12 protein-coding genes are annotated in these 16,648 nt (G+C 68.8%); 6 read left to right on the top strand and 6 right to left on the bottom strand.

Annotated features, from left to right (window positions below):
• Positions 1-364: 364 nt before the first annotated feature.
• The 3 genes from ACYQR9_RS06825 to ACYQR9_RS06815 form a co-directional block, all read right to left on the bottom strand.
• A complete protein-coding gene (locus tag ACYQR9_RS06825; protein WP_461229127.1) occupies positions 365-1,633 on the bottom strand; it encodes an arsenic transporter in 1,269 nt (422 codons plus the stop codon).
• A gap of 159 nt (positions 1,634-1,792) precedes the next feature.
• Positions 1,793-3,115 carry an MFS transporter gene (locus tag ACYQR9_RS06820; protein WP_461229126.1) on the bottom strand — a complete coding sequence of 441 codons (1,323 nt, stop codon included), beginning with the start codon at positions 3,113-3,115 and terminating at the stop codon, positions 1,793-1,795.
• Positions 3,116-3,365: 250 nt separating this feature from the next.
• Positions 3,366-4,022, bottom strand: a complete 657-nt coding sequence (locus ACYQR9_RS06815) for a DNA-binding protein (RefSeq protein ID WP_461229125.1) — start codon at positions 4,020-4,022, stop codon at positions 3,366-3,368.
• Positions 4,023-4,177: 155 nt separating this feature from the next.
• On the opposite strand from ACYQR9_RS06815, the gene ACYQR9_RS06810 reads away from it, so the two are divergent.
• From ACYQR9_RS06810 to ACYQR9_RS06800, 3 genes are all read left to right on the top strand, one after another.
• Positions 4,178-4,846, top strand: a complete 669-nt coding sequence (locus ACYQR9_RS06810) for a response regulator transcription factor (protein WP_311275875.1) — start codon at positions 4,178-4,180, stop codon at positions 4,844-4,846.
• Positions 4,843-6,228, top strand: a complete 1,386-nt coding sequence (locus tag ACYQR9_RS06805; protein WP_461229124.1) for an ATP-binding protein — start codon at positions 4,843-4,845, stop codon at positions 6,226-6,228. The genes ACYQR9_RS06810 and ACYQR9_RS06805 overlap by 4 nt, the downstream gene beginning before the upstream one ends.
• Positions 6,229-6,450: 222 nt before the next feature.
• Complete coding sequence (locus ACYQR9_RS06800; protein WP_461229123.1) at positions 6,451-7,638, top strand: FAD-dependent oxidoreductase; 1,188 nt, start codon at positions 6,451-6,453, stop codon at positions 7,636-7,638.
• Positions 7,639-7,644: 6 nt separating this feature from the next.
• Here the strand turns inward: ACYQR9_RS06800 and ACYQR9_RS06795 are convergent, their stop codons facing one another.
• The gene (locus ACYQR9_RS06795) at positions 7,645-9,156 is read right to left on the bottom strand and encodes a glucosamine inositolphosphorylceramide transferase family protein (RefSeq protein WP_461229122.1); all 1,512 of its coding nucleotides are present in this window, start codon (positions 9,154-9,156) and stop codon (positions 7,645-7,647) included.
• Positions 9,157-9,458: 302 nt separating this feature from the next.
• On the opposite strand from ACYQR9_RS06795, the gene ACYQR9_RS06790 reads away from it, so the two are divergent.
• Positions 9,459-11,570 carry a GumC family protein gene (locus ACYQR9_RS06790; RefSeq protein WP_461229121.1) on the top strand — a complete coding sequence of 704 codons (2,112 nt, stop codon included), beginning with the start codon at positions 9,459-9,461 and terminating at the stop codon, positions 11,568-11,570.
• 61 nt (positions 11,571-11,631) lie between these two features.
• On the top strand, positions 11,632-12,882 hold the full coding sequence (locus ACYQR9_RS06785) for a VpsF family polysaccharide biosynthesis protein (protein ID WP_461229120.1): 1,251 nt from the start codon (positions 11,632-11,634) through the stop codon (positions 12,880-12,882).
• Here the strand turns inward: ACYQR9_RS06785 and ACYQR9_RS06780 are convergent.
• Both ACYQR9_RS06780 and ACYQR9_RS06775 read right to left on the bottom strand, forming a co-directional pair.
• Positions 12,842-14,098, bottom strand: coding sequence for a glycoside hydrolase family 5 protein (locus tag ACYQR9_RS06780; protein WP_461229119.1), 1,257 nt, complete (start codon positions 14,096-14,098; stop codon positions 12,842-12,844). The two genes, ACYQR9_RS06785 and ACYQR9_RS06780, sit on opposite strands and share 41 nt — an antisense overlap.
• Positions 14,095-15,324, bottom strand: coding sequence for a DUF1972 domain-containing protein (locus ACYQR9_RS06775; RefSeq protein ID WP_461229118.1), 1,230 nt, complete (start codon positions 15,322-15,324; stop codon positions 14,095-14,097). The genes ACYQR9_RS06780 and ACYQR9_RS06775 overlap by 4 nt, the downstream gene beginning before the upstream one ends.
• 166 nt (positions 15,325-15,490) lie before the next feature.
• Here ACYQR9_RS06775 and ACYQR9_RS06770 point away from each other — a divergent pair, with 166 nt between their 5' ends.
• Positions 15,491-16,642, top strand: a complete 1,152-nt coding sequence (locus tag ACYQR9_RS06770; protein WP_461229117.1) for a glycosyltransferase — start codon at positions 15,491-15,493, stop codon at positions 16,640-16,642.
• Positions 16,643-16,648: the final 6 nt, after the last annotated feature.

Here is a 16,648-nt window from a genome sequence, read left to right as displayed (position 1 = left end):
ACATCGACGATCTCGGCAGGTGCCAGCAGATGGGAAAACCCACGATCGGCGGCAAGGGAGGGTGATCCACACACCCTTCGCACGGGACCGGCTTCAGGCGGGATTATCGGGGCATAGCACGTCCGGAGACCAAAAAGCGAACCCTGGCAATGACCCGCAGGGGCAACGCCGACAAATCCCGGTGGATGGCCCGTCAGAACGCCGCGATGAGAACGATTCCGGCGACCGTCAGCACGGCGCCCGCGATCCGTGCCTTAACCCGCACAGTGCTCTCGCATTCCGAGCCCGCCAAAATGCTTGATGGCCAGGATGAAGGGATGGAGCAGGGCCGGGCTCAGGTCGGAGCGTTTTCGAACGGAGGAGATCACGGCAGGAGGAGCAGGCCGGCCAGCGCCAGGATCAGGGCCGGAGGCATCACCAGGAGGCCGAGCGTGAGGAAGCGCCAGAAGCCGACATTCTCGCCTTCGCGGCGGATGGCGGTGAGCCACAGGATGGTGGCGAGGGATCCGGTGACCGACAGGTTGGGGCCGAGATCGATGCCGATGAGGATCGCCCCGGCGACTTTCTCGGAGACATCGGCCTGCTGCACGGCCGCCCCCGCGATCAGGCCGGCCGGCAGGTTGTTGACGAGATTGGAGAGTACCGCCACGAGCGTGCCGCCGCCCCAGGCGGCCGCATCCGGCGAGATCTCGGCCGCGCGCTTGAGATGATCGGCGACCATGGTCAGCACGCCGGTCTTCTCCAAGGCCTCGACCAGAACGAACAGGCCGGCCACCAGGGGCAGTACGCCCCAGGACACGTCCTTGATGATCTCGACCGCTCCACCGCGCTTGATCGCGAGGACGAGGAGCGTCGTGGCGAGCCCGGCGATGAAGGTCGGTAGGCCGAGTTCGAGATCGTAGGCCGAGGCGGCGATGAGGGTCCCGGCGGTGGCGACGATGCCGAGACCGGCGACTTTCCCTTTGCCCGAGAGCGGTGTCGCCGCGACGTCCTTCGCAATCAATTGCCGCCGCAGGACCGAGTTCTGGGTCAGGCGCAGGACGATGTAGGTGGCGACGATGGCCAGGGCCGAAGGCAGGGCGAACCGGGCGAGCCATTCCATGAGCGGCGGCATATGCGCGGCGTAGACGACGAGGTTGGCCGGGTTCGAGATCGGCAGCACGAAGCTCGCCGCGTTGGCGATGAAGGCGCAGATGAAGAGGTAGGGCAGAGGCTCGGCCTCCGCCGCCTTGGCCGCGGCATAGACCGCCGGCGTCAGCACCACGGCGCAGGCATCGTTCGAAAGGAACACCGTGACCACGATGCCGACGAGGTAGACGAGGAGGAACAGGCGCGTCGCCGATCCCCTGGCCTGGCGCACGGCGATGCCGGCGAGCCAGTCGAAGAGCCCCTCCTTTCTGGCGGTCTCGGCAAGCAGCATCATGCCGACGAGAAACAGGTAGACATCCGTCCCCTTGCGCACGCCGTCCCAGGCCGCGTCCGGCGAGATCAGGCCAAGCACTAGCAGCGCGCCGGCGCCGAGCACGGCCCAGACCGCTTCCGGCCAGGCGAAGGGCCGGGTGATGACCCCGAGCGTCGCCAGTCCGGCGATGATCCAGATTGCCAGATGAGGCGCCACGGGAAGTGCGAACATGGGCGGACGAGATCCTGTCTGGGGCGGAGAACCGGTGCCACGGGGCCAGTACCGTTCGTTTCGGCACGAGCCCCTGCTTGGTACGGAGGAGGCCCTCTTCTAACCAGGTGCCGATGTAAGCCCCGGCGCATCCGATCCCGTTCGAGACCGGTCGCCCGGTCAGGCGGGGGAGACCACCATCGGCTCCGACCCACCAGCGCTCGGTGGCTTCGAGGTGATCGTCGGCGGCTCGAAGTCGTAGGTCTCCGGCATGGCGACGAGGTAGAGGACGAACCCGGCTGCCGCGATGGCGGCCAGGACCAGGAACGCCATCGAATACCCCGCCGACACGATGATGAGACCGGCCAGCGTCGCCGAGAACGAAGCGCCGAGTCCCTGTGTCGTCGCGACGGCCCCCTGCGAGACGTTGAACCGTCCGGTGCCTCGGGTGAGGTCGGCGACGACGATGGGGAAGAGCGCGCCGTAGATGCCGGCTCCGATCCCGTCGAGGAGCTGGACGGCGACGAGGTAGAACGGGTTGTCCGAGAAGGTGTAGAGCACGCCCCGGATGGCGAGCACGCCGAAGGCCACGAGGAAGATCGGCTTGCGCCCGATCGCGTCGGCTTTGGCACCGACGAAGACCGCCACCGGCACCATGACGAACTGTGCGGCCACGATGCAGACCGAAATGAGCGAGGTCGCGCTCTCCTTGCCGGACAGCTTGGTCAGTAGCTGGCCGACTGAGGTCAGCATCGCCGCGTTGGATAGGTGGAAGATCGCCGCCAGTAATGCGAACAGCATCAGGGTGCGGTTCTGCAGCAAGGCCCGGATTCCGGAGGTTTGCTCACCGCCCTCCTCCGCCGATTCGTCGAGGCCGCGCGCGAGATCGTCGTCGATGTCCTTGGCCGGCACCATCAGCATGGCGCCGACGCTTAGGACCGCGAGCACGGCCATGAGCCAGAACACCACGATGGGTCCGAAGAAATAGGCAGTGGAACCGGCGATGGCGGCCGAGACCGCGTTGCCCGCATGGTTGAAGCCCTCGTTGCGGCCGATGCGCTTGGAGAACATCTTCGGCCCCACCACGCCGAGGGTGATCGCCGCGAGCGCCGGCGGGAACACCGCCCCGGCGATGCCGGCCACGGACTGGGTCGCGGCCACCAGATAGAAATTCGTGACGAAGGGAAGGAGCAGGCAGCTCGCCGTGACAGCCAGCGCCCCGGCGATGACGATGGCGCGCTTGTGGTTGGTCCGGTCGATCAGAGCCCCGGCCGGCGTTTGCGCGATCAGTCCGGCGATGCCGGCGATCGTCATGATCATTCCCGTCGTCGCCTCGTCCCAGCCCTGGTCGGGACCGCGCACGGCAATGAGGTAGATGGCGAGATAGGGGCCGAGCCCGTCGCGGACATCGGCGAGGAAGAAGTTGAGGGCGTCGAGCCCGCGCAGCGTCCGCTGCGACGGGGCACGCACGCGAGTCTGGTCGGCGGCCGTGTGGCTCGTCATCCGATCGATCCTTGGCGGGAATGTCGTGTTGGGGGGATCGATCGTCGCGCGTCCATGGCCGGCGAGCCGCGACCTTGCGTCGATCGCAGCGGCAAGTAGCGAGCCGAAACGATGGTTCCTGGCCGCCGCCTGAAATCTCCGTGAACGCAGCCGCACGCTCGCGGCCGGCGACCCATCCTGGACGGAACGGCTCGCCCCGGCGGCCTTATTCCATCGGCGAGGAAGAAGCCACCGGCGGCGGCACGTGGTGTCAGAAGCTGCGCTTTTCGCGGATGTCGCCGTCGAACCCGACATGGAGCAGGCGCTCGCGCCCGTCCTGGCCCTTGGCCGCCATGTCGAGATGGCGCGGACCGCGGCCGGTGACGCGGATGTCGGAATAGCCGGCCGCCTCGACCTTCGCGGTGAGCGCGGGTGCATCGATCTCGGGGCCGAGGCCGACCTTGTCCTTCGCCCAATCGAGGCCACCGGGCTTCGGGCCGCGTGCCGGACCGAGCACCACCGTCTTGCCATCGGCCCGGGTGAGGAGGGTGGCGTGGAGGAAGCCGTTCTCGAAGCGGCCCTGCACGGTCACCGCCTCACCCTTGGTGACGAGGGTGCCGCCTTCGCCCTGTTTGCCGGTCTCGACCAGGGCACGGCCGGAGCCGTCCTGCAGGATGAACTTGTTGCCGAAGATCTCCGCCACCTCGCCCTTGGCCGCGATGGCGGCGGAAGGAGCGAGCTGTGCGACGGTGACCGGCGCGACGAGGGTGAGGGTCACGCCGGAATTCTGCGCCAGGGAAAGGCCGACGGCCCCGAAAGCGAGGGGAGCCGCGATGGCGCCGACGATCCAGCCGCGGCGCGAGCGGCGCGGGGCGGCGGGGCTCGGCATCTCGGTGGCGGTTCCGTCGATGGTCTTCTCGGTCGTCATGGTGTCGATGTCCTGGAAAAGCGTATCCCCTCTCGGGTTGACGCCGTTCTAGGCTCGCCCCTCCAACCCGATCTGAACCGCGCGGTTCAGCCCCGGTTAAAGCGCGGCGCGTAGGCGCCGGGGCTGCCCCTGCATCCCCAAGGATACGGATTCCGATGAAACTCCTTCTGGTGGAGGACGATGCGGCGCTCGCGGCCGAGATCGCCAAGGCTCTCCGCGCCGAGAATTTCGCCCTCGACCACGCGGTCAACGGCGAGGACGGCCAGCATCTCGGCGAGACGGAGACCTACGACGCCGTGGTGCTCGATCTCGGCCTGCCCAAGCGCGACGGCGTCTCGGTGCTCCAGGCCTGGCGGGCCGCCGGGCGGACCGTGCCGGTGCTGATCCTCACGGCGCGGGACGGCTGGAGCGACAAGGTCGCGGGCTTCAAGGCGGGGGCGGACGATTATCTCGTGAAGCCGTTCCGGGTGGAGGAACTCGTCATCCGCCTGCGGGCCCTGGTGCGCCGCGCCTCGGCGCACGGGGCCAACCGGATCGTCTGCGGGCCTCTCACCTACGATGCCGGCCTCGGCACGTTCGAGCGGGATGGCCTGCCCCTGAAGCTGACCGGCCTCGAATGGCGGGTGCTCTCCTGCCTGATCCTGCGCAAGGACGGGGTCGTGCCCCGTGGCCAGCTGATCGAGCGGGTCTATGACGGCGACGCGGAGGTGGATTCGAACTCGGTGGAGGTCATCATCACGCGCCTGCGCCGCAAGATCGCGCCGGCCCGGATCGAGGGCGTGCGCGGCCACGGCTACCAGCTCCTGCCGGGGGAGACACCATGACCCCGCCGCGACCTCGCCACGGGCCGCCTCATCCGCATCGCGGCTCCCTGCAGCGGCGGTTGATCCTTGCCGCCCTCGTCCTCGTCACCGTCGCCCTCGTTGTGGCGGGAATCGCCATCGGCTTCATCCTGCACCGCTTCGTGCGGGGCCAGCTCGACAGCCGCCTCGACAGTCAGATCGTCGCCATCGCATCGAGCCTCGAGCGGGGCCGCGACGGCCGCCTCGCCCTCGGGCGCAACCTCGACGGCCCGCCCTTCGACCGCGACCGGTCGGGCTGGTCCTGGCAAGTCCGGCAGGGCGACGCGATCCTTCGCTCCGGCTCCCTGGAAGGCCGCGACCTCACCGTTCCAGAAGACGACCGCCCGGATGGCGGGGGTCGACGCCGCGACCGCCCCCGCCCGGCCGACGCCGTCGACCCGTGGGGCAACCCGGTGATCCTGCGCATTCTCACCCTTCCGGACGCGGCGGGGATCGGCCCGGCGACGATCGTCGCCTCAGCGCCCATGGCGGCCCTGCGCGGCCCCGTCCGGGAGGCGAGCCTTACCCTGGCGCTGATCCTCGCCGTGCTCGGCCTCTGCCTCCTCGTCGGCCTCGTCGCGCAGGTGCGCCTCGGCCTCCGACCGCTGGAACGCCTGCGCCGGGACCTCGCCGAGGTGCGCGCCGGCCAGCGCATACAGGTGCCGGAAACGCAGCCTGCCGAGATCCGCCCCCTGGTACGCGAGGTGAACGCGCTGCTGAGCGAAAACGCGGCGAATCTCGAACGGGCGCGCACCCATGTGGCCAACCTCGCCCATGGGTTGAAGACGCCGCTCGCGACCCTGACGATGGCGCTTCGGGATGGGGAGCGGGACCCCGACGGCCGGCTGGCGACTCTCGTCTCCGGCATGGATGGGCAGATCCGCCATCATCTGCGCCGGGCCCGCACGGCGGCCCTGGGCGGGGCCACCCGCGAGAGGACGGCGCTGGACACGCCCGTGGCCGACCTACGTGCCACCTTCGCGCGGCTCTACGCCGACAAGGGCATCGCCTTCGCCGTGGAGGTACCGGATGGCATGGCCGTGGCGTGCGACGGCCAAGATGTCGACGAAATGCTCGGCAACCTCATCGACAACGCCTGCCGCTGGTGCCGGGCGCGGGTTCGGATCGCCGCCTCTCTCTCCGAACGAGGCGTCACCGTCACCGTGGAGGATGACGGGCCAGGTCTCGACGCGGATGCGGCTGCCGGGGTCCTCGGGCGCGGCAAACGTCTGGACGAGACAGTACCCGGCCACGGGTTCGGCCTGTCGATTACTACGGAACTGGCAGAACTCTATGGCGGCTCGCTCCGCCTCGATCGCGGGACCTTCCATGGTCTTCGCGCCCGGCTCGACTTGCCGGCCTGACTCCATGTGTCGGTCTGAATGGCCTCTCGCGAAATGGCGGTTTCAACCGCACGGATTCTTTAGAGAGACGGCGCACCTTGAACGGGACGAAGCGGGCGGCATATCCCCTGCTGTGAAGGGTCGTCCCGCTCCGCATGCGCCTCGCCTTCGTCTCGGGATGGCACGATGGGGATACAGGGCGGAGGACAGGTGGCCCATTCGGGCTCGGGCGGGAGGTTCTGAATGTCTGAGATCCACCACGACGTCATCGTCATCGGCGCAGGCCTCGCCGGAACCACCGCGACCATCGCGCTCGCCAAAGCCGGGTACGACACGGCGATCATCGACACTCACGCGGTCTATCCCCCCGATTTCCGGGCGGAAAAGCTCGGCGTGCCGCAGATGGACCTGTTCGAGAAGCTCGGCTTCGGCGAACTGGCGCGGGCCGTGACGACGCCGGTGGACGAGGTTTGCGTCACGCGCTTCGGCCATCTGGTCTCGCGCCATGCCGTGCGCGAATACGGTGTCCACTACACACCCCTCATCAACGACCTGCGCGGCGCCCTGCCCGCCTCCTCGCCCCTCGTGGTCGCGCGCGTGGCGGAGATCGAGACCGGCCCGGAACGGCAGACGGTCACCCTCGCCGATGGCAGCGTGCGCACCGCGCGGCTGGTGCTTCTGGCCACCGGCCTCGGTGATGTGCTCCGGCGCAAGGTCGGCATCGGCAGGACCATGATCAGCGAGAAGCACTCCCTGTGCTTCGGCTTCGACATGGCGGCCCCGCCCTCGTCCTTCGGCTTCGAGTCCCTCACCTATTACGGCGAGGGCGCGGACAATGCAGTGGCCTATGTCACGCTCTTTCCCATCGGCGCGACGATGCGGGCCAATCTCTTCGTCTATCGCGCGCTCTCCGATCCCTGGGTGAAGGAGTTCCGCAAATCGCCCGAGGCGCTGATGAGGCAGGCCATGCCCGGCCTCGCCCGCCTCTGCCCGGACCTCACCGTCACGGGCCCCGTGGAGATGCGCCCCATCGATGTCGTCCAGGCGGCCGATGCGGAACGCGACGGGGTCGTGCTCCTGGGAGACGCCTTCCTGACCCCATGTCCGATCCCCGGGACCGGGATCGGCAAGGTGCTGACCGATGTCGACCGGCTCTGCTCCGAGCACCTGCCGCGCTGGTTCGCCACCCCGGGGATGGGCAAGGACAAGATCGCCGAATTCTACGCCGACCCGATCAAGCAGACCTCCGACCGGCAATGCCTTCAGGCGAGCCTCTATGCCCGCCAGATCACAATCGGCAGCGGCGCCGTATGGACCCTGCGGCGCCTGCGCAACCGCGTCGGCCGCTACGGCCTGCATGCCCTCCACCTGCTGCGCACGGCCTTCGCCAAGCCGCGCGGACCGGCGATCGGGCGCACCAAGACCGTCTGAGGCGGGCTATCGCCCCCTGCGCCAGCGGGGGGAGCGGGCCGAGCCGTCGATGAACTCGAAGGCCGAGGTGCGGTTGAGGGTGTGAAGACGGGTGCCGGGAAAGAGCGGGCCCGAGCGAAGGATCGTCTCCACGGTCTGCGCGTAACCCTCGTCGTCGAGGCGGTCGATCCGCGCCAGCGCCAGCGCCTCGCCATAACCCAGGCGGCAATCCTGGACCGGGCGGATCAAGGCGCCGTCCCGCTCGACGATTCGTCCCGCCGGCCGCGCGGAGGCGATGTCGATGAGCACCGGGTTGCGCGCATGCGGCGTCCAGGGGCCGCGGAAATCCGGGGCCGACCAGAGATGCAGGCTGTCGTGGTAGGAGCCGAGCACCGTCCCCCCGCCGACATCGGCGGCCTGATCGCGCACCGTCGCGAACATCCACCAGCGGCCGTCCCGCTCCAGCAGGGTCGGATCGCTGACGGTGATGCCGCTGAGCAGCGTCGCTTCCTTGACCCAGCCGCCCGGAAAGGCCGTGGCCCGGTAGAGGTCGACCGTGCCGTTGGCGCAGCTCTCCGGGATCATCCAGAACGACCCCTCGCGCTCGAACACGAACGGGTAGGACAGGTGATGCGGCTCCTCCAGCACCGGGACCGGCGTTCCGACCGGGCCGTTCGCATCGAAGGCCACCGCCGAGATCAGCGCCTTGCCCGTCGCGTGCGGGAAATCCTCGACGAAGAGGATCGTGCGGCCCTCGTGCTCGACGCCGAAGGGATCGGCGTAGAAGCGCAGGCCGTCATCCGCCAGGTCGCGCCAGCCCGATGAGGGATGGGCGCGCAGATCGATGAGATCGGGGCCGGCCAACCTGCGCCAGCCGACGCGCCAGTGCGGGGCGCGGTAGCAGAGGTAATAGAGGCGGCGGATGACGAGCCGCGCCGCCATTTTCGCGGCGCGGGTGCCGATCGTCTTCACGGTCAGGGCGGGCGCCTCGGGCGACACTGGGACGCCGTCCCGAAGAAGCGGCCGGGCGCCCGACAGCGCGCCGACGATGAGCGTCATGCTGCGGATCAGCCCATCCTCAAACGCGGTGAGCATGGTGCCGCGATCCTCGGCGCCGAAGCGCCCGGAGGCGATGATCCTGCCATCCGTGGAGAGGGTCGCGACGGGAGAGCGGCCGGCGAGAAGCGCGGCGAGAAGCGCGCCCTCGCCCGCCACCCCGTCGAAGCCGAGGCGCCAGACCGGAAGGTCCGGGCCGCCCTCCGCATCGCCGCAGAGATCGAGGATGCAGGACGCAGCCGCCGTGGGTTCGGGATAAGCAGCCAATGCGCTCCCCGGAACGGGGGCGGACAGACCGCCGAGTGACAGCCGGTTCAGCAGGGCTTCGAGGCGGAACAGCAGCGCGGCGTTGTCCGGCAGGCCCCCAGGCCCTGGCGAGCGGTCGACCTCCACTTCGAGCCCGGGAAATGCTGCGAGCCGTTGCAAAAGGCAGAGATGCCAGCGGCGGGGGGCGCGTCCATCCAGCCTCAGTCGCAGGCGCATCGTCGATCCCCAGACAGTCGAAAGCCGAGGCCGATGGCCGCGGGCCGGTGGGATCGGTCCGACCCTGGACGTTCCCTCATTCTGCCAGGTTACGGCATCACGATTGAGAAACCCTTCACCACCATCGGCGCGAAGGGGCCGCGGGAGGGAGATGTTAATGTTTCACTAACCATATATTGGAGGGAACGGGCGAAGATCGGTGAAATCCCCAGGTGTTGGTGAATCGTCAGTAAAATCAGATCATGCCTATATCTGAAGGACGGGCTGTATCCCGGTCACGGCCCGAGCATCCGATGGCACAGATGGACAGACACATCGCGGCGGCGGATTGGATCGGTCGATCGAGCATCGACCGGCCACCCCCGTCCGAGCCCGACAAGAGCGCCGAGATCGGGGATCTCTGGCGCATCCTGTACGTGCGCCGGGCTTGGGTGCTCGGAACCGCCGCTCTGCTCACCTTCATCGCGGTGGCCTACGGCTTCCTCGCGCCGCCGCTCTATGCGGCGACCGCCCAGATCCTGATCGACCCGCGCGACAAGCAGATCGTCACCAACGACGTCAATCCGGTGGCGATGGCGCCGGATGGCGGCGTGATCCAGGTCGAGAGCCAGGCGCGCGTGATCGAATCCGATTCGGTCCTGACCCGGGCGGCCCGCGAGGCCGGATTGCTCGATGACCCGGATTTCGGCGGCGTCGGCAGCGGCTTCATCAGCTGGACCCTGCGCACCCTCCAGGGCGAAGGCTCCGCCCCGAGCACCGATGCCGCCGCAGAGGCCCGGGCCGTCCGCGCCCTGCGGCGCAAACTCTCGGTGAAGCGCGCCGACAAGGTCTTCGTGGTGGATGTCGTCGTCACCGCCGGCAACCCGGACAAGGCCGCCCGGATCGTCAACGCCATCGCCAGCGCCTACCTCAAGGACCAGACTTCCTCCCGTGCGGATGCGGCCGCGCGGGCCTCGGCCGAATTGGGCGCGCGCCTCGACGACCTGCGCAAGCGCGTGAACGTCGCCGAGAACAAGGTCGAGAAGTTCAAGGCCGAGAACGGGTTGATCACGGCGAGCGGCCAGCTCATCAGCGAACAGCAATTGGCCGAGAGCAACAACCGCATCGTCGCCGCCCGCGCCCGCACGGCGGAGGCGCGCACCCGGCTGCAGCAGATCAAGGATGCGCGCGGTACCGCGTTCGGACCGGACACGGCCCCGGAAGCGATCCAGTCCGCGGTGATCGAGCGGCTGCGCAGCCAATATGCGGAGCTCGCGAGCAAGGAAGCGGATCTCCGCACCCAACTCGGCAACCGTCACCCCTTCATCGAGTCGGTGCGGACCCAGATGCAGGACGTCAAGCGCCTGACCGAGACGGAGCTGACCCGCATCGCCCGCTCGGCCGAGACGGATTACCAGCGCGCCGTCGCCAACGAGAAAGCGCTGACCTCGAATCTCGACGAGTTGAAGCGGGGCTCCATCGTCACCGGCGAAGCCTCCGTGCGCCTGCGTGAGCTCGAACGCGAGGTGGATACCAGCCGGGCCGTCTACGGCAACTTCCTCAGCCGTTCGCGCGAGATCCAGGAACAGACCGGCATCGACACCACCAATGCCCGCGTCATCAGCTGGGCCCGTCCGCCCGCCGAGCGGAGCTGGCCTCTGCGCCTCCTCCTGTTCGTCGGCGGGCTCGTCAGCGGCCTCGGCCTAGGGGCCGGCCTCGCCTTCGTGCGCGAGTATCTCGACCCCACCGTCCTCTCCCGGCGCCAGATGGAACGGCTCTCGCACACGTCCGTGGTCGCCACCTATCCGGAGTTCAAGGCGGGAAGCGAGCGTCCGGCCAGCGTCGCCGCGAGCCTGACCCTCGACCGGCTGTCCAGCGTGCGCGGCCAGATCCACCCGCCGGGCCAGGCGTTGAGCGTGCTCGTCACCTCGGCGGCCTCCGATGCGGCGGACCGGCGCTCGACACTTCACCTGCTCGCGGCCGTGGCGACGGCGCGCGGCGAGCGGGTTCTCCTCGTGGATGCGGATCTCGAAGCGACGCCGGAGCAGAAGGCCTACGGCCCCGGCCTCATCGAGGTCCTGCGCGGCGAGGCCGGGATGGCGGCAGCGGCTAAGTCGGATCCCGAGAGTGGTGCCGCGCGGATCGGCATCGGCGATACCGCCAGGGCCTCGCGCGAGGCTCTGAGCCGGGCCAATATCGAGCAGTTCCTCGCGGCTGCCAAATCGAGCTTCGACCTCATTCTCATCGATGGCGGCGTGCTCACCGGAAATCTGCGTATCGGGCCCCTGGCCTCGGCCAGCGACCGGTTGCTGATCGTGGCGAAGAACGGCGCCACGCGTCAGCGCGACCTCCTCGACATCCTCGACGTCTCGGAAGTGCTGGGCCGTCCGGTCTCGGGCAGCCTCTTCGTCGACCGCTACGCTGCGGCGGCGTGACGGGCTGAGCATGAGGAGCGCGCTCCATTACCCGGCTCGACCGCGGAGGGAGACCGGAGCGGTGTCGCGCAGCCCGATGCCGTTCGGCCTGATCGCCCTCACCGTGCTGATCCTCGGCGTATCGGGCGGCATGCTGTGGAATGTCGGCATCAATTACGACGGGCTCACGGGTGCGGCCCCGCAGAAGATCCACCCCTCGACCTATCTGGTCCTCGTCCTGTTCGGTTGGGCCGCGCTGAAGTCGGGCAACCCGGCGAGCTACCTCGTCTACGCCGTGCAGGTGCGGCCGGCGGGGATGCTGCTCGCCGTCTGCAGCATCGGGCTTTTCCTGCACATCGTCCTGCGTAGCGGGCCCGGCATGGCGGGAGCGCTGGACACGTTCCTGCTGCCCGGCCTCTTCGCCGTGCTGCTGGCCGATCGCGACGCGCTGACCTGGAGACGCCTCGAACTGACGGTGCATGCGGTGATGCTCGTCAACGCCCTGCTCGGACTCACCGAATTCGCGACGAAGACCCTGTTCTTTCCTTATCGGTTGGACGGTCAGGTCTTCGCCACGGATACGCGCTCGGCCGCACTTCAGGGGCACCCCCTCGGCAACGCCACCCTCACGGCCTGCTACGTCCTCGCCCTCATCGGGGGAGGCGGACGCATGACGGTTCCACAACGCCTCGCGATGATCGGGCTGCAACTCGCCGCCCTCGTCGCCTTCGGCGGGCGCTCGGCCATGGTGGTGACGCTGATCTTCGGCGGCGGCTATGGTCTCTTCGCCCTGCACAAGGTGCTGAGCGCGGGCCGGATTCCGCTCCTGGCGGCAGCGGCGGGGATCTTCCTGTTCACCCTCGTGCCCCTCGGCATCGGCGGCCTCGCGGCCGGCGGGTTCTTCGACGCGCTGCTCAGCCGGTTCATGGCGGATGGCGGAAGCGCCAATGCCCGCGTGGAGATGCTCGACCTCGTCGCCAGCATTCCGTTTCGCGAATTGCTGGTCGGCCCGGATATGAGCCTCGTGGATTCGCTACGGCGCGTGAGCGGGCTCGAATGGGGCATCGAGAACCCCATCGTCCGAACCCTCGTCTACCAGGGCATCTTCATGACGGTCCTGCTCACTGCCGCGGTGACGCTCTACATGATGGAACTGGTTCGGAATTGCCGCACCGGCACGTTCCTGCCCGTGATCGCCTTCGTCATCCTGGTGAACACGTTCGAAGGGATCGGCGGCAAGACCACGCTCCTGGCCAAATTCGCCATCCTTCTCCTCGGCCTGTTCCACGCGGTCAGCGATCGTCCGCCGGAACGCGCAGACCGAGGGCGGTGACGATGGCCGGATCGAAGCGCTTGCTGGCATCGTCCATCAGCCCCATCCCGTCGAACAGGTTCCAGAAGGCCCAGGGGAAGCCCTCGGCCTCGGCTGCCTCCCGCACGTCGCGGACGTAGCGCGACCGGTCGTCCGCTTGAGCGGCGACGTAGCGCGCATCGCTGCGCAGGGCGCCGAACTCTCCGAGGACGATATTCGCTGGCGCTATGCCGTGGCGGCGGGCCCATTCCCCCACCATGGCGAGGTGGCGGGCGAGGTATCGTTTGTCCGGCTGGGCGGCGAAGTACTCGCCGAGCTTGGCCTCGGTCAGGGCGTAGGCGTCGCGCTTCGCCTCCGCCGACAGACCGGCATCACCGGCCATCCGGGTCCGCACGGCGGTGAGCGTCGTCTCGAGGCTGCCGGCGGAGGCGGGCCAGGGCACCGCGTTGAGCGCGCGGTAGACCGGCTCCCGCATCCAGGGCGCCCCCTGATGGCTGAACAGGTAGGGCTCGTAATAGTGGAAGGTGAACAGGAGCGGCGCGAAGCGGGCAAGCGGCGCGGAGTCGAGGGCGGTGAGCCCGGTGATCATGCTGCCACAGGCGCCGCAGGCCACGAGGGTCAGGCGCGGGGCGACCCGGCGAGCCTCGCCGAGGAGATCGTCCTGGATCGTCAGCCACGATGCCGCGCCGCAATCCTGCGGCGGCTCGTTGACGGACTCCAGCGCCAGCCGCTCGGGGGCGATCCGCTCCAGCATGCGGGCGAGGTCCGAAACGAAGCGGCGATAGGCTGCAAAAAGCGGCGCGCCGGGATCGCCGTAGAAATTCTGAGGGTTCCAGTGATGGGTCGCACCGTTGGCCTGGACATTGACCAGGACCGCGAGATCCGCGCGCAACGCCGCTTCCACCGCGGCCCTAAGCTCGGCCATGAGGCGCTCGCGCTCCTCCGGCGCCGCTGCGGCGAAGGGGCCGGGATCGACGGGCATGCGCAGGAAATCGAACCCGGCGGCGCGCAGACGGGCGAGGTCGCGGCTCGTCGGGACGGGCCGGCCTTCCTGGAACGGCGGTCTTCCGTAATCCGTGCGGGGGGCCGGAAATTCCCGCGTCAGGGAGAACCAGGGCCAGGTGTTGACGCCGCGCCTCAGGCGGAGCGGCGGCGGCGGGGCGGCGGCGGCCGGGACCCGTGCCGCCGTCCATGCCGCGGCCGCGAGGATCGCCCTGCGTGTGGGCGCTGGCCTCACGAAGCGCGATCTCGGCTCTGGCCTCCCACCGCCATCGGCATAGGGGCCGGAGGGAGATGGGCGGAAGAGGTGCCGGCGTGCTTCGACTCCTGGCCCGCCGGTGCGGCGAAGCCTCCGAGGGCCATGGCCTCGGCCTCGTACTGCTTCAGGATCTCCGACCATTCGAAGCGGTCGGCGGCACGGGCGAGCGAGGCGACACCCGCCCTTCTCGCCGCGCCATCGTCCGCGATCAGGGTTTCGATGTGCCGCTCGCAGGCATCCGCATCGGCGAAGTAAAACTGCTCCTCGCCCGCCGTCCCCCGGTTGAACGGATTGTCATGGGCGATCACCGCGTTTCCGGCCCACAGCGCCTCCACCAGGGACGGGTTGGTGCCGCCCACCGTATGCCCGTGCAGATAGGCGCGCGCATGGAAGCGCAGGGATCTGATCGTCTCGGATTCATAGATGGCGCCGGGAAAGAGGACCTCGTCGCTGGCCGCCTCCCTCACTGCGCGGTGATAGGGATTGCTGTCGGAGAGCGTGCCGAGGACCACGAGCCGCATGCCCCGCACCTTGCGCGAGAAGGCATCGACCATGGTGAGGATGTTGTTGTCGGGCTCGATCCGGGCGATCGAGGTCATGTACCGCCCCGGCTTCAGGCCCATGGCCTCGATGGGCCCGGTCGGCGCCGCCGAGATCGGATCGCCGCCATACGGAATGGTGGCGATGGCGGATCGCGGTCGGCGCGTAGCCACATGGTCGGCGATGGCTGGGTGGTCCGCCACGAGGCGGTGCGAAGCCCAGGCGGCGATCCATTCATTGGTCCAGAACCAGGCGCGCACCGCCATGGACCATTTCGGCCGCTTCCACTCGATGCCGTCCATATTGGTGATGATCTTCGCGCCGGAGAGGCGCAGATACGGCAGGAAGACCGCCCCGTTATAGCCGAGGACGAGGCTGACGCCGCCCCGCCTGGCGGCGTCGCGCACGCAGTGCCAGTCGAAATCCAGGGTCGCCCGCGGGCCGCTGGTGGAGACGGCCACATGGATGAGCTCGACGCCCTGCCAGGTGGTCGTGCGGAAACGCTCCGTCACCGCCTCGACCTCGTCCTGGCAATAGACCGCCACATGCCAGCCGCGCTTCACGAGAAAGAGCGCGAGCTTCTCGGCGAAAGTTTCAAAGCCGCCATGGGAGGCGGGAATGCCACGCGTCCCCAGGATCAGCAGCGAGGGCTTGTGCGACGGCATCCGAGTCTCCTTTAGCCCCCAACGGTCCCGAGACGGGACATGAGAATCATCTCCAGGCAACCATGCGCCATGATTACACTGGGCGAGGTTCTTGCTCGGTAACGATTGAAAACATCGTGGCATGTCATCTTGGGGCAGTTGAGGTTGGGATTGAGGTCGAGTCGGCATGCGCATCACCTGCGTCCACCAGGGATACGAGCTCTATGGGTCCGACCGCAGCTTCGTTGAGAGCGTGCGGATCATCCGCGCGGCCTATCCGGCTGCCGTCATCGACGTCGTCCTGCCCCGTTCCGGCCCCATCGTGGGTGCCCTCGAAGGCGTTGCCTCGCGGATCGTCTTCGAGCCGCTCTGGATCCTCCGGCGCCGCGACCTGCCGCGCCTCGCCACCCTCGGCCTGCTGACGCTTCCTGTAGCGATGCTGCGCGCCTGGCGACGGCTGCGCGCGAGTGACCTCGTCTATATCAACACCTCGGTGGTGGCGGATTATCTCCTCGCTGCCCGGCTCTGCCCCGGTCGTGCCATCGTGCATGTCCACGAGATCCCGCAGGGCGCCACCCTGAAGCTGCTGCGCGGGCTGATCCGCTGGAGCGGGGCCGACATCGTGTTCAACTCCCGCGCCACCGCGAAGGCCTTCTCGCTGACCTCCAAGGTTGCCATGCGGGTGGTCTATAACGGTATCGCGGGGCCCGAGACGCCACCGGCCTCCACCTATGACGGCTCGCGCCCCCTGCGCCTGCTGATGCTGGGACGGATCAGCCGCATCAAGGGCCAGGAAATCCTGGTCGAGGCGATCAACTCGCTTCCGCCGGAAGTGCGCGGGCGGATCGAGGTCCGCATCGTCGGCAGCGCCTTCGAGGATACGGCGCGCGAAGAAGCGCTTGCCCGCCAGATCGCCGATGCGGGTCTCGGCTCGATCATCCGCCTGTCCCCCTTCGTCGACGATCCATCCGATCTCTATCGCTGGGCGGACGTGGTGACGGTGCCGTCGCGCCTGCCGGAATCCCTCGGCCGCGTGGCGATCGAGGCGATGGCCTATGGCCGCCCGCCCGTCGTGTCCCGCATCGGCGGGCTGACGGAAGTGGTCGAGGAAGGGTCGAGCGGCTGGGTCGTCACGCCCGACGATGCGCCGAGCCTGGCTTCCGCTCTGGAGCGCATCGTCACCGATCCGGCTTCCTGGCAGGAATTCCCAGCGGCCGCCCGTGCCCGCTACGCGGCCCTGTTCGGTGAGGAAGCCGCCGCGGAAGGGCTGGTGGCGATGATCCGTGCCCGCATCGGCGGTCGCGCGGGCGCCGATGCCAGCGCCGTCGCGGCGAGCTGAATCGTC

It is taken from the genome of Methylobacterium sp. CM6241, assembly GCF_054817845.1.
Note: the sequence above shows the minus strand (reverse complement) of the source record. Positions and strands in the feature narration are given on the sequence as shown.

What these genes read in the sequence shown, in the direction of transcription:
- ACYQR9_RS06795 (WP_461229122.1), bottom strand. Translation starts at nt 9,156, where the DNA reads ATGCGCCTGCGACTGAGGCTGGATGGACGCGCCCCCCGCCGCTGGCAT.
- ACYQR9_RS06775 (WP_461229118.1), bottom strand. Translation starts at nt 15,324, where the DNA reads ATGCCGTCGCACAAGCCCTCGCTGCTGATCCTGGGGACGCGTGGCATT.
- ACYQR9_RS06770 (WP_461229117.1), top strand. Translation starts at nt 15,491, where the DNA reads ATGCGCATCACCTGCGTCCACCAGGGATACGAGCTCTATGGGTCCGAC.
- ACYQR9_RS06805 (WP_461229124.1), top strand. Translation starts at nt 4,843, where the DNA reads ATGACCCCGCCGCGACCTCGCCACGGGCCGCCTCATCCGCATCGCGGC.
- ACYQR9_RS06825 (WP_461229127.1), bottom strand. Translation starts at nt 1,633, where the DNA reads ATGTTCGCACTTCCCGTGGCGCCTCATCTGGCAATCTGGATCATCGCC.
- ACYQR9_RS06800 (WP_461229123.1), top strand. Translation starts at nt 6,451, where the DNA reads ATGTCTGAGATCCACCACGACGTCATCGTCATCGGCGCAGGCCTCGCC.
- ACYQR9_RS06820 (WP_461229126.1), bottom strand. Translation starts at nt 3,115, where the DNA reads ATGACGAGCCACACGGCCGCCGACCAGACTCGCGTGCGTGCCCCGTCG.
- ACYQR9_RS06815 (WP_461229125.1), bottom strand. Translation starts at nt 4,022, where the DNA reads ATGACGACCGAGAAGACCATCGACGGAACCGCCACCGAGATGCCGAGC.
- ACYQR9_RS06790 (WP_461229121.1), top strand. Translation starts at nt 9,459, where the DNA reads ATGGACAGACACATCGCGGCGGCGGATTGGATCGGTCGATCGAGCATC.
- ACYQR9_RS06810 (WP_311275875.1), top strand. Translation starts at nt 4,178, where the DNA reads ATGAAACTCCTTCTGGTGGAGGACGATGCGGCGCTCGCGGCCGAGATC.